Source organism: Micromonospora sp. CA-244673, assembly GCF_050948395.1.
In the GTDB taxonomy this organism is placed as follows: domain Bacteria; phylum Actinomycetota; class Actinomycetes; order Mycobacteriales; family Micromonosporaceae; genus Micromonospora.
In genome coordinates, this window is sequence record NZ_CP192019.1 from 5,030,540 (window position 1) to 5,044,607 (window position 14,068).

16 protein-coding genes are annotated in these 14,068 nt (G+C 71.8%); 7 read left to right on the forward strand and 9 right to left on the reverse strand.

Features of this window, described 5'->3' with window-relative positions; genetic code table 11:
* Positions 1 to 28 precede the first annotated feature (28 nt).
* Positions 29 to 646: an NAD(P)H:quinone oxidoreductase gene (gene wrbA, locus ACQP12_RS22940; protein WP_433281912.1), complete on the reverse strand. Its 618-nt coding sequence runs from the start codon at positions 644 to 646 to the stop codon at positions 29 to 31.
* A gap of 96 nt (positions 647 to 742) precedes the next feature.
* On the opposite strand from wrbA, the gene ACQP12_RS22945 reads away from it, so the two are divergent.
* Positions 743 to 1,234 carry an N-acetyltransferase family protein gene (locus ACQP12_RS22945; protein WP_433281914.1) on the forward strand — a complete coding sequence of 164 codons (492 nt, stop codon included), beginning with the start codon at positions 743 to 745 and terminating at the stop codon, positions 1,232 to 1,234.
* A gap of 192 nt (positions 1,235 to 1,426) precedes the next feature.
* Here the strand turns inward: ACQP12_RS22945 and ACQP12_RS22950 are convergent, their stop codons facing one another.
* Positions 1,427 to 1,822: a hypothetical protein gene (locus ACQP12_RS22950; protein WP_357948219.1), complete on the reverse strand. Its 396-nt coding sequence runs from the start codon at positions 1,820 to 1,822 to the stop codon at positions 1,427 to 1,429.
* Between the two features lie 190 nt (positions 1,823 to 2,012).
* On the opposite strand from ACQP12_RS22950, the gene ACQP12_RS22955 reads away from it, so the two are divergent.
* The 3 genes from ACQP12_RS22955 to ACQP12_RS22965 are packed head-to-tail and all read left to right on the forward strand — an operon-like array spanning position 2,013 to position 5,161.
* Positions 2,013 to 2,630 carry an IS607 family transposase gene (locus ACQP12_RS22955; RefSeq protein WP_433281916.1) on the forward strand — a complete coding sequence of 206 codons (618 nt, stop codon included), beginning with the start codon at positions 2,013 to 2,015 and terminating at the stop codon, positions 2,628 to 2,630.
* Positions 2,627 to 4,045 carry an RNA-guided endonuclease TnpB family protein gene (locus ACQP12_RS22960; protein ID WP_433281918.1) on the forward strand — a complete coding sequence of 473 codons (1,419 nt, stop codon included), beginning with the start codon at positions 2,627 to 2,629 and terminating at the stop codon, positions 4,043 to 4,045. The genes ACQP12_RS22955 and ACQP12_RS22960 overlap by 4 nt, the downstream gene beginning before the upstream one ends.
* Before the next feature lie 12 nt (positions 4,046 to 4,057).
* Positions 4,058 to 5,161 carry a winged helix DNA-binding domain-containing protein gene (locus ACQP12_RS22965; RefSeq protein ID WP_433281919.1) on the forward strand — a complete coding sequence of 368 codons (1,104 nt, stop codon included), beginning with the start codon at positions 4,058 to 4,060 and terminating at the stop codon, positions 5,159 to 5,161.
* A 52-nt stretch (positions 5,162 to 5,213) separates the two neighbouring features.
* Here the strand turns inward: ACQP12_RS22965 and ACQP12_RS22970 are convergent, their stop codons facing one another.
* The 4 genes from ACQP12_RS22970 to ACQP12_RS22985 are packed head-to-tail and all read right to left on the reverse strand — an operon-like array spanning position 5,214 to position 9,550.
* Positions 5,214 to 6,422 carry an ABC transporter ATP-binding protein gene (locus tag ACQP12_RS22970; protein WP_433281921.1) on the reverse strand — a complete coding sequence of 403 codons (1,209 nt, stop codon included), beginning with the start codon at positions 6,420 to 6,422 and terminating at the stop codon, positions 5,214 to 5,216.
* An 11-nt stretch (positions 6,423 to 6,433) separates the two neighbouring features.
* On the reverse strand, positions 6,434 to 7,270 hold the full coding sequence (locus tag ACQP12_RS22975; RefSeq protein ID WP_433281923.1) for a carbohydrate ABC transporter permease: 837 nt from the start codon (positions 7,268 to 7,270) through the stop codon (positions 6,434 to 6,436).
* A 1-nt stretch (position 7,271) separates the two neighbouring features.
* Positions 7,272 to 8,267, reverse strand: a complete 996-nt coding sequence (locus ACQP12_RS22980) for a carbohydrate ABC transporter permease (protein ID WP_433281925.1) — start codon at positions 8,265 to 8,267, stop codon at positions 7,272 to 7,274.
* Positions 8,264 to 9,550, reverse strand: a complete 1,287-nt coding sequence (locus ACQP12_RS22985; RefSeq protein WP_433281928.1) for an ABC transporter substrate-binding protein — start codon at positions 9,548 to 9,550, stop codon at positions 8,264 to 8,266. Before ACQP12_RS22985 ends, ACQP12_RS22980 begins: the two co-directional genes overlap by 4 nt.
* Before the next feature lie 263 nt (positions 9,551 to 9,813).
* Here ACQP12_RS22985 and ACQP12_RS22990 point away from each other — a divergent pair, with 263 nt between their 5' ends.
* From ACQP12_RS22990 to ACQP12_RS23000, 3 genes are all read left to right on the forward strand, one after another.
* Positions 9,814 to 10,515, forward strand: a complete 702-nt coding sequence (locus tag ACQP12_RS22990) for a VOC family protein (RefSeq protein ID WP_433281930.1) — start codon at positions 9,814 to 9,816, stop codon at positions 10,513 to 10,515.
* Between the two features lie 181 nt (positions 10,516 to 10,696).
* Positions 10,697 to 11,128, forward strand: coding sequence for a hypothetical protein (locus ACQP12_RS22995; protein ID WP_357948201.1), 432 nt, complete (start codon positions 10,697 to 10,699; stop codon positions 11,126 to 11,128).
* A gap of 47 nt (positions 11,129 to 11,175) precedes the next feature.
* Positions 11,176 to 11,451, forward strand: coding sequence for a hypothetical protein (locus ACQP12_RS23000; RefSeq protein WP_357948198.1), 276 nt, complete (start codon positions 11,176 to 11,178; stop codon positions 11,449 to 11,451).
* A 54-nt stretch (positions 11,452 to 11,505) separates the two neighbouring features.
* Here the strand turns inward: ACQP12_RS23000 and ACQP12_RS23005 are convergent, their stop codons facing one another.
* The 3 genes from ACQP12_RS23005 to ACQP12_RS23015 all read right to left on the reverse strand — a co-directional run bounded on the left by ACQP12_RS23005 (position 11,506) and on the right by ACQP12_RS23015 (position 13,884).
* Positions 11,506 to 12,207: an AMIN-like domain-containing (lipo)protein gene (locus ACQP12_RS23005; RefSeq protein WP_433281933.1), complete on the reverse strand. Its 702-nt coding sequence runs from the start codon at positions 12,205 to 12,207 to the stop codon at positions 11,506 to 11,508.
* A 73-nt stretch (positions 12,208 to 12,280) separates the two neighbouring features.
* On the reverse strand, positions 12,281 to 13,213 hold the full coding sequence (locus ACQP12_RS23010) for a rhomboid family intramembrane serine protease (RefSeq protein ID WP_433281935.1): 933 nt from the start codon (positions 13,211 to 13,213) through the stop codon (positions 12,281 to 12,283).
* A gap of 32 nt (positions 13,214 to 13,245) precedes the next feature.
* Positions 13,246 to 13,884, reverse strand: coding sequence for a L,D-transpeptidase family protein (locus ACQP12_RS23015; protein WP_433281937.1), 639 nt, complete (start codon positions 13,882 to 13,884; stop codon positions 13,246 to 13,248).
* Positions 13,885 to 14,068 lie beyond the last annotated feature (184 nt).

Genomic DNA, 14,068 nt, shown 5'->3' on the forward strand with positions numbered 1-14,068 from the left:
CACACCACCGGTCACCCGGGGTCGGGAGTCAGCCCGCCATGCCCTTCTTCAGCGCCATACCGATCTGCACGGCGCGCTTGGCAGTCAGCGCGGTGGCCCCGAGGGCCACGTGGTCCGGCGGCACCTCGCCGTTGTTGCTGGTGTGCGACGCCCCGTACGGGTTGCCGGCGACGAACTGGCTGGGGTCGGTGTAGCCGGGGGTCACCACGATGCCGCCCCAGTGGTAGAAGACCGTGTACAGCGACAGCAGCGTCGCCTCCTGCCCGCCGTGGGACGTGGCGGTCGAGGTGAAGCCGGTGTAGACCTTGTTCGCCAGCGCGCCCTGGGCCCACAGCGGGCCGGTGGTGTCGATGAACTGCTTGAGCTGGGCGGCGACCATGCCGTAACGGGTGGGCGCGCCCATGATGACGACGTCGGCCCAGGCGAGGTCGTCCGGCTGCGCCTCCATCACGTCCTGGGTCTCCAGGCGGTGCGCCTGCCAGCCCGAGTTCGAGCGGATCGCCTCGTCCGGCGCCAGCTCACGTACCTTGCGCAGGCGTACCTCGGCCCCGGCCTCCCCGGCGGCCTCGACCGCCGCCTGCGCCATCTGGTAGGTGATTCCGGTCGCGCTGTAATAGATCACCGCGGCCTTGACCTGGCCATCCATCAGACGATTCCTCCTCGTTTCGGATCAGCTCCGGCGACTACCCGTCGCTTGCGACGTCAAACGCGGGGCGGGGACACCGCGTGGCATGCTCGGCGGGTGGAGATCCGCGAGGCGACCGCAGCCGACTGGGCTCGGATCTGGCCGTTCCTGCGCGAGATCGTGGCGGCCGGTGAGACGTACACCTGGCCCCGCGACGTCACCGAGGCGCGGGCCCGCGAGCTGTGGCTGGTGGCCCCGCCGGGCCGGACGCTGGTCGCGGTGGACTCCGGCGGCACGGTGCTCGGCTCCGCCAAACTGCTGCCCAACCAGGCCGGCCCGGGCGACCACGTGGCGAACGCCAGCTTCATGGTCGCCCCGGCGGCCGCCGGTCGGGGCGTGGGCCGGGCGCTGGCCGGGCACGTGCTGGCGCTGGCCCGCGCCGAGGGCTACCGGGCCATGCAGTTCAACGCCGTGGTGGCGACCAACACCCGGGCCGTCGAGCTCTGGCGGTCGCTGGGCTTCGAGGTCGTCGGCCGCGTGCCGGAGGGCTTCCGGCACCCCGACCAGGGGTACGTGGACCTGCTCGTGATGTACCGCCGACTGAGCTGAGTCGATACCTTGCCGTGGCTCAAGATTTGCGCAAGTTCCGATGGAAACCGCTTCCCCGGGTGAGGGCGCCCGGGGATCCTGGTGCCACCGGTGCCGGCGTACCACCGCCGCCCCCGCACCGGGAACCTGAACGGGGGATCGCGCTCCGCCGGCAACGAGGCTGGCGTAGCGCGATCAGGGGCACACCGAGGCTCAGTCGTTGAGCTTGTCCCGCAGGTCCGTCACCCGCTTCTCCAGCCGGTTCACCGCCTGCTCGTTGTTGACGAACGTGCTGATGCCGGCGGCGAGGGCCAGCCCGAGCAGCACCGCCAGGGCGCTGAGCACCAGACCTCCGATGGCCACCCCCCGCCCCGTGACGCCGGGCCGCCGGCTCATCTTCAGCCCGAAGATGCCCAGGATGATGCCGATGATCCCGAGCACCAGCCCCACCGACGCCAGGATCGCGGTGAGCACGCTGAGCAGGCCCGCCACGCCGAAGACCAGCGAGAAGGTGGCCGCTGCGCTGGTCTTCGCCCCGCCGGACGGGCCTGCCGGCCGGGCGGTGGTGGCCCGCCCGGCGCCCCGGGCCGGTTCACTGGACGCTGTCATCACTTCACCTCGCATTCCTCGCGTCGGCTCCCGGCGGGCATCCCCACTCCGCCAGCGCTCAATCCTCGCGGCCACGCGTTGCCGGCAGGGCCGGATGCATCACACCCGCGGCCTATGCTGACCGTCCACGTCGACGGGAGCAGCGACTAGTGGTTGCTTTCCTTTCTAGAGCTGTCCACAATTGGCTGCCGTGGGTAGTGTGTATCGGATCGGTGAGTTCGCTAAGCGGGTGGGCCGTTCGGTGAGCACGGTGCGCCGGTGGGAGGCGGAGGGCCGGATCACGGCCCGTCGTCTGCCGTCCGGGCAGCGGTATTTCGACGATTCGGATGTGCGCCGGGTGTTGCAGCCGGGCTTCGACGCCGTCCGGCGGAAGGTGGTGGTGTACTGCCGGGTGTCGTCGCCGGAACAGAAGGTCGACCTGGTCTCGCAGGTGGCGGCGATGCAGCAGTTCTGCCTCGCTCGCGGTCTGGCTGTGGACGAGTGGATCAGCGAGGTCGGCGGCGGGATGGACCTTCGCCGCAAGAAATTCCTGGCGTTGATGGACGCCGTGGACCGGGGTGAGGTCGCCACGCTGGTGGTGGCGCACACGGACCGGTTGGCCCGCTTCGGGTTCGACCTGCTGGAGCATCTGGCGGCGCGCGGCGGCTGCGAGATCGTCGTGGCCAACCAGGAGTCCCTGTCCCCGCGGCAGGAGTTGGTCGAGGACTTCTTGGCCGTCGTGCACACCTTCTCGCACCGGCTGGACGGTTTGCGCCGCTACGAGAAGGAGTTGAAGAGGGCGGACTTGACCATGGAGGGTGACCGGTGAAGGTCACCCGGATCGCCTACTCGCCCCGCCTGAATCCGGGCAAGTACGCTGCCTTGGTGGAGCAGGCCCGCCGGTTGGGTCGGGTGCGCAGTGAGGTGTGGCAGCGCTACGGTTCGATCAACGGTGTCGGGGCCGGACTGCGGGACCGGCAGGTGCGCGACCGGTGGCTGACCGACGGCACACACGCGCGGTTTGGTGTGCTGGCGAATGCGTGGAAGGAAACCGTCCGCGACGCTATGGCCGATATCGCAGCGAACCTGGCGGCGGCCAAGGTGCAGGTCCGGCGGGCGATCAACCGACGCACCACCGATCCGGCCGAGCGTAAGCGAATGTTCACGGCGTTGAAGGCTGACGATTGGGCCAGTGACGCGTTCCTGGCCCGGCAGATGCGCAAGCACTGGAAGCGTGGCTACAACCGCACGCACGATCAGATCGTGGTGCGCGCCGACAAGTACAACACCGCCCTCGATGGGCGGGGACGGTTGTGGCTGGCGATCCCCGGTCTCGAGCCCCGCAAGATGGTCAAGATCCCGCTGTCCACGACCGTCGCCCCGACCGGGACGCTGCGGCTCATCCTGCGCGGCGGCCGGGTCGAGGTCCACTACCAGATCGACGCGGCGCAGATGCGCTCATCACAGCGAGCATGCGGCGAGCCGACGATCGGCGTGGACAAGGGCTACACCGAAGCCCTCACCGACTCCGACGGCCAGCCCCACGGTGCAGGGCTCGGCACGCTGCTGTCCAGTGCATCGGACCGGTTGAAGGAACGAAACCGCCGCCGGGCGAAGCTACGCTCAATCGCCAACAACGCCGCGCTGCGTGGGGACCACGCGAAAGCGCACCGGATCAAGGCCAACAACCTCGGCACGATCAAGCGGGACCGGCAGGCCGCCCGACACCGAGCGCTGGTGCGTACGGAGATCTTCACTGCGGTGCACGAAGTCGTCGACAAGGCCGCCACCGTGATCGCCGAGGACCTCACCAAACGCTTCACCGGCCGCAAGAAGCTTCCTAAGAACATCAACCGGCGTCTCGCCGCGTGGACCAAAGGAGTCACCGCCGAGGCCCTGAAGAACGTGTCGGAGCGCAGAGGTTCTGCGCTCGTGCACGTCAATGCCGCCTACACCTCACAAACCTGTCACCGTTGCGGCGCCTTCGGCCGACGTAGTGGGGACCGGTTTCACTGCACCTCGTGCGGGGTGGTGTGGCAGGCCGACGTGAACGCCGCGATCAACATCCTGCACCGAGCCGGCGACCCCGACATCGCCCTGCACACCCCTCACCACAAGGTGAAGCAGATCCTGCAGGACCGGACCGATCGCCACCGGACCAGACTGCCGGTCCAGGACTCCAGCCCAGCCACCGCCGGGCGGAGAGCGAACCATCCGAACCGCTCAACTATGAGCAACAAGTAGGAAGCAGGCAGCGTGACCGTACGTCTCACCGGGGCCGAGGGGCTGGCGCTGCGGATGACCAGCCTGCTGCTGCGCCCGCACCCGACCGCGCGGCCGGAGAGTGTGGCCGGGGTGGTCGAGTGGTTCGGCGCCATGCAGGCCCAGGACGCGGCGAGCGGCCTCTGGTCCCTCGGCGTACGCCTGCCCGACCGCACCCAGGACGACGTGCGCGCGGCGCTGGAGCGGCGCGAGGCGCTGCGCACCTGGCCCATGCGGGGCACGGTGCACCTGGTGCCGCCCCGCGACGCGCGCTGGATGCTGGCGGTGACCGGTGTCCGGGCGCTGTCCGGCGTGGCCGGCAGGTGGGCCCAGCTCGGCCTGGCCGAGACCGACGCGGACCGCGCCGCCGAGGTGCTGGGTGCGGCCCTCGCGGGCGGGGGCCGGCTCAGCCGGGCCGAGTGCCTGGCCACGCTGCGGGCCGCCGGCCTGGACACCACCGGCCAGCGCGGCTACCACATGCTCTGGTACGCCGCCCAGCGCGGCGTCACCTGCATCGCCCCGCACATCGGCACCGAGCAGACGTTCGCGCTGCTGGATGAGTGGGCGCCCGATCCGCACCGCCCCGAGCGGGACGAGGCGCTGGGCCTGCTCGCGCACCGCTACGTCCGGGGCCACGGGCCGGTGACCCGGCACGAGCTGGCCCGGTGGAGCGGCCTCACGGTCACCGACGCCACCCGGGGCATCGCGGCGGCCGGCGACGCGCTCGCCCCGGTCGAGGTCGACGGCGTGCCGGCCGTGGTCGACGCCGCCCTGCTCGACGCGCCCCGGGCGCCGGTCGACGACGTGCACACCCTGCCCGGCTTCGACGAGTACCTGCTGGGCTACAAGGACCGGTCGCTGATGCTCGATCCGGCGCACGCGAACGCCGTCGTCCCCGGCAACAACGGGATCTTCCAGGCGACGGTGGTGCGCGGCGGCCGGACGGTCGGCACCTGGAAGCGGTCCGTGGGCAAGCGGGCGGTCACCGTGACCGTGCAGCAGTTGACGCCGTTCGACGCCGCGCTGCGGGCCCGCGTCGAGTCGGCCCTCACCCGTTACGCCGAGTTCCTCGGGCTGCCGCTGCGGCTGACCTGGTGAAACGGCGGCCGGGCCGGCGAGCGACGCCCACCGGCCCGGCTCGGGGTGCCGCTCAGTCGGCCAGCGCGCCCGACGCCCGCCCCTCGTGCAGGGTGAGGTTCCGTCCGGTGGCCGGGTCGAACAGGTCGATCTTCTCCAGGTTGCACCAGACCCGCCGCGGTTCGCCCTCGCGCACCGGGGACTCGGCCGACAGCCGGGTGACCAGGCTCAACCCGGTCCCGGTGAAGTCCGCGGCGCCCGCGTCGGCGGCCAGTTCCTCCAGCTCGGCGGCGCTGGCCCGCTCCCCCTCGACGGTGAAGTAGACGTACTTGTCCGAGCCCATCGACTCGACGATGTCGACCGGCGCCTCGAACTCCAGGCCCCGGCGGCGGGTCTCGTCGTCGATCAGCGCGGCGTCCTCGAAGTGCTCCGGGCGGATGCCGAGGATCAGCTCGCGCGGGGCGTCGGCGCCGTCGAGCTGCCGGCGTACCCGGTCCCCGATCGGCACGTCGCCCAGCGCCGTGCGCAGGTGCCCGTCCTCGACGGCGGCGTGCAGGAAGTTCATCGACGGGGAGCCGATGAACCCGGCCACGAAGAGGTTGCGGGGGTGGTCGTAGAGCTCCTGCGGCGGGCCGACCTGCTGCACCGCGCCGCCCCGCATGATCACCACGCGGTCGCCGAGGGTCATGGCCTCGGTCTGGTCGTGGGTCACGTAGACGGTGGTGGTGCCCAGCTGCTTCTGCAACCGGGACACCACGGTACGCATCTGCACCCGCAGCTTCGCGTCCAGGTTGGACAGCGGCTCGTCCATGAGGAACGCCTTGGGCTGGCGCACGATCGCCCGTCCCATGGCCACCCGCTGCCGCTGCCCGCCGGAGAGGTTGGCCGGCTTCCGGTCCAGCAGCGGGGTTAGCTCCAGGACCTTCGCGGCCTCCTCCACCTTCTGGTGGATGGTCTCCTTGTCCAGCTTCGCCAGCCGCAGCGGGAAGGCCATGTTCTCCCGGACGGTCATGTTCGGGTAAAGGGCGTAGGACTGGAAGACCATGGCGATGTCCCGGTCCCGGGGGGCCTTGTCGTTGACCCGCTCCCCCGCGATGCGCAGTTCCCCGGAGCTGATGTCCTCCAGCCCGGCGATCATGTTCAGGGTGGTGGACTTCCCGCAGCCGGAGGGGCCAACCAGGATCACGAACTCGCCGTCGGCGATCTCCAGGTCGACGTCCCGCACCGCGGTCGTCCCGTCCGGGAACCGCTTGCTCACCTTGTCCAGCACGATGTCGGCCATGACAACACCACCTATCCCTTGACTGCGCCGGAGGTCAGACCGGAGACGATGCGGCGCTGGAAGAAGAGCACGAACAGGATGATCGGAACGGTGATCACCACGGCGGCGGCGCAGATCGCCCCGGTGGGGTCCTCGAACTGCGACGCGCCGGTGAAGAACGACAGCGCGGCCGGCACCGTGCGGGAGCGCTCGGTGGACGTCAGCGAGATCGCGAACAGGAAGTCGTTCCAGCAGAAGATGAACACCAGGATGGCCGTGGTGAACAGCCCCGGCGCGGCCAGCGGGGCGATCACCCGCCGGAAGGCCTGGCCCTGGGTGGCGCCGTCCATCTTCGCCGCCTTCTCCAGGTCCCACGGGATCTGCTTGAAGAACGCCGAGAGCGTGTAGATCGCCAGCGGCAGCGCGAAGGTGATGTACGGCAGGATCAGCCCCGGCCAGGTGTCGAAGATGCCGAGCTGCCGCTCGATCTCGAACAGCGGCGACACCAGCGACACCTGCGGGAACATGGCGATCAGCAGGGACACCCCGACCAGCAGCTTCTTGCCGGGGAAGTCCAGCCGCGAGATCGCGTACGCGGCCATCGCGCCCAGCACCACCGCGATCAGGGTGGCGATCAGCGCGATGCCGATCGAGTTGACCAGGGCCCGGACGAACTGGTCGGTCTCGAAGATCGTCCGGTAGTTGTCCAGCGTCCACTCCCGCGGCCAGAACTTCCCGTCGGTGAGGGTGGCCGGGGTCTTGAACGACAGCGAGGCGATCCAGAGCACCGGGACCAGCGCGAAGACGACGACGATGACGTCCAGCAGGCCCCAGCGCACCTTCGCCCGCGTGGTGGTTTCGACTGCCATGTCAGCGCCTCTCCCCGTCGTCGCTGCCGGGGGCAGCGGTGCCGAACAGCTTCACGAACACGAACGCGATGATCGCCACGGTTAGGAAGATCAGCACCGACATCGTGGAGCCGATGCCGAGGTTCAACCCCCGGATCAGGTTGTTGTAGGCGAGCATCGACACCGACGAGGTCTCGTTACCGCCGGCCGTGAGCACGAAGATGTTGTCGAACACCCGGAACGCGTCCAGAGTGCGGAACAGCAGCGCGACCAGGATGGCCGGCTTCATCACCGGCAGCATCACCTTGGTGAACCGCTGCCAGGCCGTCGCGCCGTCGGTGGAGGCGGCCTTGAGCAGGTCCTCCGGCACGAGCGCCAGCCCGGCCATGAGCAGCAGCGCCATGAACGGGGTGGTCTTCCAGATCTCGGCCAGCATGATGATCGCCAGCGAGCTGGCCCGCTCGGTCAGCGGGGCGCTGCCGTCGAACAGGTTGGCCAGGTAGCCGGTGCCGGGTGTCCAGGCGTACCGCCAGGAGAAGGCGGCGACCACCGTGACGATGCCGTACGGGATCAGCGCCGCGGTGCGGACGATGCCCCGGCCGACCAGCGTCCGGTGCATGATCAGCGCCAGGCCCATGCCGAGCACCAGCTCGATCGCCACGGTGACCACCGTGATCAGGGCCGTCACCCCGAACGCCGTCCACCAGAACTGGTTGGTCAGCACGGTCACGTAGTTCTCCAGCCCGACGAACTCGCGCTCATCGGGGAAGCGCAGGTCGAAGCGCTGCAGCGACAACCAGAACGAGTAGAGGATCGGGTAGGCGGTGACCAGCACCATGACCAGCGCGGCCGGCGCGCAGAGCAGCAAGCCGAGGCGCCGCTCGGCGCGCTTGTTCTCGCTCAGCGGCGGCTTCGACCCGCGGCGGGCCCGCTGGGCGGGCACGGCGGCGTGCCGGCCGGCGGAACGCTCGGCGTCCGCCGCGACGTCCGCGCCGGCGGGCGTGGCGTTGACGCTCATGGCAGGACCCCCTTCGATTCGAGGGCGTCGGCGATGGCGTCGCGCAGCTCGTCGGCGGTCTGCTCGGGCCGGATCGCCGACGGCGGCGACAGGATCGCCGACATGACCGTGGAGATGCTCTGGTACGCCGGGGTCAGCGGCCGGACCGCCGGCTCCTTCAGCTCCTCGAGGATGGTCTCCTTCATCGGGTACGCCTTGTCCATCTCCGGGTCGGCGTAGACCGCCTCGATGGTGGGCGGCACCCCGTCGTTGACCGCGGAGAACTTCTGGTGCTCGGCGTTGCGGATGCACTTCGCCACCTCGAAGGACTCCGTCGGGTGCTTCGAGTAGGAGCTGACGGCCATGTTCACCCCGCCGATGGTGACCTTGCTCGGGGTGTTCGCGTCGACGCCCGGCACCCGCGCCCACTTCACCTTCTGCGCCAGCTCAGGGTTGGCCTCCTGCATGGCCGGATACACGAACGGCCAGTTGACCTGGAAGGCGCCGGAGCCGGACTGGAACTCCAGCCGGACCGGGTCCTCGGTGGCGTTGCTGAACGACGGCGAGGTCACGCCCGACGTGGCGAACTTCTTCAGCTGGTCGAGCGCCCGCACCGTGCCCTCGTCCATCACGGCCTTCTTGCCGTCGTCGCTGAGCACCTTGCCGCCCGCGCTCTCGGCCAGGGTGTTGTAGAGGACGACGAGGCCCTCGTACTGGGCGCCCATGGTGAGCACCTGGTAGGGCTTGCCCTGCTGCTTGAGCCGCTGGGCGGCGGAGATCATCTCGTCCCAGCTCTTCGGCGGCTCCGGCACGAGGTCGCTGCGGTACCAGAGGAGCTGCACGTTGGTGTTCTTGGGCGCGGCGTAGAGCTTGTCCTCGTAGCGGGCGGTGTCCAGCGGGCCGGCGAGGGTGCCCTGCTCGACCTCGGCCCTGTCCTGGCCGGTCCACTCCCGGATCCACTCGGCGCTGGCGAACTCCTGGGTCCAGGTGACGTCGAGGCCGAGCACGTCCATCCCGGGGTCCTGCGCCGCGAGCCGCCGCACCATCTGCACCCGCTGGTCGTCGGCCTGCCGCGGCAGCACCCGGTAGGCGATCCGGTAGCGCCCCTGGGCCTGGGCGTTGCAGTCGTCGACGACCTTCTGCAGGTTCTGCTCGGGCGGGTAGTACAGGTTGATGGTGGGCGTGCCGCCCTCGCCGCCCGAACCGCAGGCGGCAAGCGGGGCCACCAACGCGAGTGCGGCGGCTGCCGCCGCCGCACGCCGGGCCGGCCGCCTCCGGGCGGCCCTGTCGGGGTCTGCCGTCATCGCCCTCCCCCTCTCTTCGGCGAAGAACCGGGGAGTCACCCGTGCCCCGGCGCACGGCGAGACGGTCGGGGCGCCGATGGTCGAGCGGGCGCCCCGGGACGTTTCGTGGGCCAGACAGTGCCCTGGCAGCCACGCAGCGAAACCTGACGGTCACGAGACGGATTCGACAGCCGGCGCTGTGGTGCGGATCACGGGCGTCGGCCCGGCCGCTCCCGGCCGCCCGGCACCCGGTGGATGTCCGACCCGGCCGGCATGATGGCCGGATGATCGCGCGCTTCAAGGACATCTGCATGGACGCGGGCGACGCCCGGCGGCTCGGCGGCTTCTGGGCCGGCATCCTCGGCGGGGAACTGGTCGACACGGGCGACGGCGACGCCCGGATCGACCCCCGCGCCGCCTCGCCCGCCGAATCCATCTGGGTCAACACGGTGCCCGAGCCGCGGACCGGGAAGACCCGCGTCCACCTCGACCTGCGGCTGGCCGACGCGCAGCCGGCCGCGCTGCTGGCCGCCGGGGCGCGCCTGGTCCGCGAGCCGGACGCCGAGATCAGCTGGTGGGTGCTGGCCGACCCGGAGGGCAATCAGTTCTGCGCGTTCGCCCCGCGCGAGGGCGCCCGGCCGGCTGGGTTCGAGCTGGTGGTGGACAGCGCCGACCCGGCCGCACAGGCCGCCTGGTGGGCGCGGGTGACCGGCGGGCGGGTGGAGACCGCCGCCGAGGGTGCCGCGTCGGTGGTCGGCGCGGCGGGCTTCCCCTGGGACCACTGGGTCTTCGACCCCGTGCCGGAGCGCAAGCGCGTGAAGAACCGGGTCCACTGGGACGTCGAGCTGACCGGTTCGGACGTCACCGCGCTCATCGCGGCCGGGGCCACCCTGCTGCGCGAGCCCACCCCGGCGACCTCCTGGTGGGTGCTGGCCGACCCGGAGGGCAACGAGTTCTGCGCCTTCCCGGCCCGTCCCAAGCAGTGAACGGCGAGCTACCCAGCGTGCTTCCGGTGGTCTAGCGTTTCCGTAGCTCCGCAGCCAGCGCGTCGCCGTCGAAGTCGATACGCCTCCGGCCGACCCCAGCCCGTCCGATCGGTTGGTTCTCGCGCGAACTCCCTTCTGCGGTCCCACCGGTTGGGCAGGATCCCCACGAGGAGGTGCCGTCGTGCAGGACACCCGCGCTCTCGCCTTGACGTTCGAGGTGAGCGGCCTGCCCCCGGTCAAGACCGAGGCCCTGTCCATCTTCGCCGCCGGGCACCGGCAGGCGACGAGGGTCCGCGCCCTGCTCCAGGCCGCCTGCACGGCGGCCCAGCGCACGGGGTGGACGCCGCTCACCGGTCCGGTCGAGGTGGACGTGACCCTGCGCTGCCCGCCCGGGCACCGCACCTCCGACGCCAGCACGCTGGTGGGCGGGGTCTGCGCGGTGCTGCAGGACAAGAAGCGGGTGGCGAACATCGGCCTGGCCCACCTCGGGGTGCTGGTCGACGTCGCTCTCTGGTCCGACGACCGGCAGATCCGCCGGTTGTCCTACGTCGAGGAGCCCGCGGAGGACTTCTCGTACCAGGTCCGGGTGGCGGCCGTACCGAGGATGGTTTGACCGACGACCGCGGTGGGGTACCGCGGTCGCCGAAGAAGGGAGCGCCGATGTCGGAGCCACATGTCACGCTCGATCCGAGCGGGCTCGACCCTGTGCAGCAGAAGCTGCGCGGCCCGTTGGAGGATCAGCTGACCTCGGCCCTGCAGGCGGCCGCCGACCGGGTCCGCGCCGGCTACGCGGGTGAGCCCGTGGAGGAGGTCTGCCGTCGGCTGCTCGACGAGACCCGCGCCGGGCTGCACCCGGACATCGCCGCGGGGTTCAACCCGGACATGGACGAGTTCTGCCGGGTCGCGGTGGCCATCGTCCGCGGCGAGGTCGGCTGACCCACGTGCCCGACCGTGCCGGCCACCGGGCGGCGCGGTCGGTCCGCGCGCGCGTCAGCCACGTCGCACGTCGACCGCGACGACGTGGGTGCCGTCGGGGCGGGTGGCCTCGCCCAGCCGCACCGGCAGCGTCCCGCCCGCCGGTGGCCGCAGCCCGAGGCCGAAGCTGAGGTGGCCCTCGAAGTCGCCGGCCGCGGCCCAGCCGCGCAGCGTCGGGTAGCCGATCCGCGCCGGCGGCAGGGCGGCCGTCCCGGCGCCGCGGGCGTCGTGCGCCTGCGCCGGGTCGAACCGCACCGACAGGTAGGCCGTGCCGGGCAGGTCGACGGGCGCGCCGCGACCCTCCGTCCACACCTGCGGGACGTAGCCGACCTGGTAGGACGGTGTCGGGCCGAGGAAGGCGAAGGTTATCCGGCTGAACCCCTCGGCCGGGTGGTCGCCGACCCGCACCTCGACCAGGACCGGCAGGGGCTCCCCCGGCGCCGGGGTGACCGGCACCCGGACCTGGTGCGTCACCCGGGCGGGTGCCGTGGGCACGTCCCAGCCGTAGGTCACCCGCCAGGCGCCCTCGACGGGCGCCGCGCTGGTGGTCACGGCCGGAGTGGCGGCGGGGGTGGTGGCGGCGGGCGTGGTCGCGGCGGCCGTGGTGCCGGCCGCCGGTGCGGTCGTCGGGGCGGCGCCGTCGTGGTCGGTCACCGTGCAGGCCGCCGCGAGCAGCACGACCAGGCCGGCGAGCAGTGGTACGCGCTGAGGCGTCATGGTTCAGTGTCGCGCCGGGCCGCCCCCGTCCACCAGAGCCATTTCTCCGCCCGCCGGCGGCGCCCGGCGACGGTCAGCCGGTGAGGGCGAGCGACTTCACGACGACCAGCGCGACGAGCAGCACGGCGACCGCCGCGGTGACCGCCACCTGCACGGCGGTCCGCCGCCGGGCCGGGGCGTACGCGAACCCGAGGCCGACGAGGCCCCCGGCCAGCAGGCCACCCAGGTGCCCCTCCCAGGAGGTCCAGCCGGCGGAGAGCACCATCCAGATCACGAACGGGATGAGCACCCGCTGCGGCTCGATCGGGTGGTGGTGCAGCCGCCGGGCGAGCACCACGTAGCAGCCGGCCAGGCCGTAGACCGCGCCGGAGGCGCCGACCGCCGCCTGGTGCGGGGAGACCAGGAAGCCCAGGACCCCGCCCCCCAGCGCGGAGAGCAGGTAGACGGCCAGGTACCGGGCGTGCCCGAGACGGTCCTCGACCACCCGGCCGAGCACCCACAGCCACCACAGGTTGAAGGTGATGTGCAGGAAGCCGAGGACGCCCTGGGTGGGCAGCAGGTGCAGGAACGACGACGTGAGCAGGCGGTACCACTCGCCGTGCGCGATCCCGACCGGCTCGTACCCCGGGTGGGCGACGCCGTCGTCGACGTAGCGCTGGCCGGCGTCGTCGACCAGCCCGGTCCCCAGGCTGTCGAACCGGTCGAGCACGGCCGGGTGGACCAGCTCGACCAGGTACGCCAGCACGATGAGGGCGACCAGCGCGTACGTCACCAGCGGCCGGGCGACCGGGCGGCCGCCGAAGACCGTGCGGGCCTGCCGGACCGTACGGTTGTCCGCCCGGACGCAGTCGGGGCAGCGGTGGCCGACCGGCGCCTCGCGCATGCAGTCCGGGCAGATGTGGCGGTCGCAGCGGCTGCAGCGCAGCAGCGTCTCCCGCTTCGGGTGTCGGTAGCAGGTGCTGGCGGCGTTCCCGGCGGGCGGCTGGCCGGTGCTGATCGTGTCCATCGGAGGCGGTCCTGGCGGCTCGTGGGGGCGGGTCAGTAGCGGTCGAGGCACTCGGCTGGGCTGAGCACGACGTGCGGCGCCGCCTCAGGGTCGAGCCAGGTGAGCACCGCGACCAGGTGCTCGTGGGACAGGCTCACGCAGCCGGCTGTGGGGTTGCCCTCGGCGCCGCCGAACTGGTGCAGGAAGATGCCGCTGCCGGCGTGGGGCACCGGGGCCGGGACGGTCGGCGGCATGTTGTAGGTGATCACCGCGAAGTGCGTGTACGCCGGGTCCTCCCGCCACAGCGCCTCGCTCTGGCCGCCCAACCGCGCGGCGGAGCGCTGGAAGCTGTTGTAGTGCGGGGAGTCCGGCTCGGCGTTCCACCAGTCGTCGACGGCCACCCGGTGGTAGGGGTGGCGCACGCCCGGGTCGGCGGCGATGCCGTAGATGGTGGGGCCGACGGCGTAGACGCCGGTCGGGGTGGTGGGCACGCCCTCGACGTGCCGGTCGCTGAACCCGTCGGCGCCGATCCGGGCGGGCAGCGGGGGCAGGGCCGGCCGCCAGTCGTCACCGACGCGGTCGTACGCCTCCAGGGTGGCGTGGGTGGTGCGCCAGCCCTCGCCCGTGACGATGACGACCTGCCGCGCACGCGGTGGCAGCGAGGTCAGCCGGGCGGCACTCGTCGGCTTCACGCGGAGGATCCTCGCACGGGACGGGGCCAGGCAGCGTCCCCGGTCCGGTCGGTCTTCGTGGGATGGCGGAGGTGGCCGGACGGGTCAGGACCGGGTCCGCAACTCCCCGGTCCTGACCCCAGCCGTCCGGCGTGGTAGCGGTCTTCGCCGTTGGCGAGCACGGCGGGCGTGGCACGCCGCCAAC